This is a genomic window from Roseateles sp. P5_B10, assembly GCF_056400485.1.
On the sequence record NZ_JBFULE010000909.1, the window covers coordinates 1 to 1,987 of the forward strand.

Sequence of the window (1,987 nt, forward strand, 5' to 3'; positions counted from 1 at the left end):
TCGCTACACCGACTTCGACCGCCGCTTCGTCCACGCCCGCGCCGCGCAATACCGCGACCAGCTCGAGCGCCACCTCGCCGGCACCCTCGGCACCGATGAGTTCCGCGCGCTGCGCCTGCAAAACGGCTGGTACATCCAGCGCCATGCGCCCATGCTGCGCGTGGCCGTGCCCTATGGCGAGCTGTCCTCGCGCCAGCTGCGCCAGCTCGCCAAGATCGCCCGCGAGTACGACCGCCAGCCCGACGGCCCCTTTGCCGGCCAGGGCGGCTACGGCCACTTCACGACGCGCCAGAACCTGCAATACAACTGGATCCCGCTGGTGGACAGCGCCACGGTGATGGAGCTGCTGGCCGAGGTCGACATGCACGGCATCCAGACCAGCGGCAACTGCATCCGCAACATCACCAGCGACGCCTTCGTCGGCATCGCACCGGATGACATCGTCGATGCCCGTCCCTACTGCGAGATCCTGCGCCAGTGGAGCACCCTGCACCCCGAGTTCGCCCACCTGCCGCGCAAGTTCAAGATCGCCGTCAGCGGCGCCAAGGAAGATCGCGCGGCCATCGGCTGGCATGACATCGGCCTGCAGCTGAAGAAGAACGAGGCCGGCGAGGTCGGCTTCCAGGTCTTGGTCGGCGGCGGCATGGGCCGCACGCCGATTCCGGGCGTCGAGATCAACGCCTTCGTGCCCTGGCAGCAGATCCTCGTCTACATCGAGGCCATCGTGCGCTGCTACAACCTGGCCGGCCGGCGCGACAACCTCTACAAGGCCCGCATCAAGATCCTCGTCAAGGCCGAGGGCCAGAAGTTCTTCGACGCCGTCAACGAGGAGTACCGCCGCATCCTGGCCGACGACAACGGTGGCCACGAGCACATCATTCCCCAGGCCGAGCTGGACCGCGTGACGGCCTGCTTTGTCGACCCGGCCGGCGTCGCACCGGCCGCCGAGCCGACGCTCGACACCAGCGACCCGGCTTTCGCACGCTGGCTGGCGCGCAATGTCGACGGCCACCGCGTCGCCGGCTACCGCGCCGTCACGCTCAGCCTCAAGCGCGTCGGCATCGCCCCCGGCGACACGACCGCCGACGTGATGGACACCGCAGCAGCCCTGGCCGACCAGTTCAGCCACGGCGAGCTGCGCGTCACGCACCGCCAGAACCTCGTGCTGCCCTGGGTGAAGGCCTCGGACCTGCCCGAGCTCTTCCAGGCCGCCCGTGCCGCTGGCTTCGCCACGCCCAACGCCCGCCTGCTGACCGACCAGATCGCTTGCCCCGGCGGCGACTTCTGCGCGCTGGCCAATGCCCGCTCGCTGCCGCTGGCGGCAGAGATCGCCGAGCGTTATCAAGACCAGGACGAACTCGAGGACCTCGGCGAGATCGACCTGCACATCAGCGGCTGCATCAACAGCTGCGGCCACCACCACAGCGGCCACATCGGCATCCTCGGCGTCGACAAGGACGGCACTGAGTGGTATCAGTTGACGCTGGGCGGCAGCGACGGCACCGTGCTGTCGGGCACGACGGTGGCCGGCAAGGTCATCGGCCCGAGCTTTGCGGCCGACGAGATCGCCGACGCCATTGATGCCGTCATCGACACCTTCAAGCGCGAGCGCTTGGCTGGAGAACACTTCGTCAACGCGGTGAAGCGCCTGGGCCTCGACCCCTTCAAGACGGCGGCCAACGCCGTTCGCGTCTCGACCGCAAAAGTATGAACGCCCCCACGCTCGCTTCGCTCACTGCCCCCCAAGGGGGCGCCAGTGAGTTCGGGGCGGCCCAGCACTCACTGAGCATGAAATTCATCAACGCCACCACCTGCCAATGGAAGCACGCCATCGGCGAAGACGGCCCCAAGCCCGATCCCGATCCGGCGCCCAACCGCCTGCTCTCGCTGGAGCAATGGCATGCCGTGAAGACCCGCTGGCCTGCGAACACGCCGGTCGCCATCGAGTTCCCGAACGATGCCGACATCAACCAGCTCGCTCCCGACC

1 protein-coding gene and 1 pseudogene are annotated in these 1,987 nt (G+C 68.0%); both read left to right on the top strand.

What is annotated here, in order from left to right:
• A partial coding sequence (locus AC1DU6_RS29115; protein WP_477861433.1) for a nitrite/sulfite reductase occupies nt 1-1,711 on the top strand: 1,711 nt, incomplete at its 5' end.
• A 77-nt stretch (nt 1,712-1,788) separates the two neighbouring features.
• Nucleotides 1,789-1,987: pseudogene (locus AC1DU6_RS29120) on the top strand (DUF934 domain-containing protein); the annotation flags it as partial.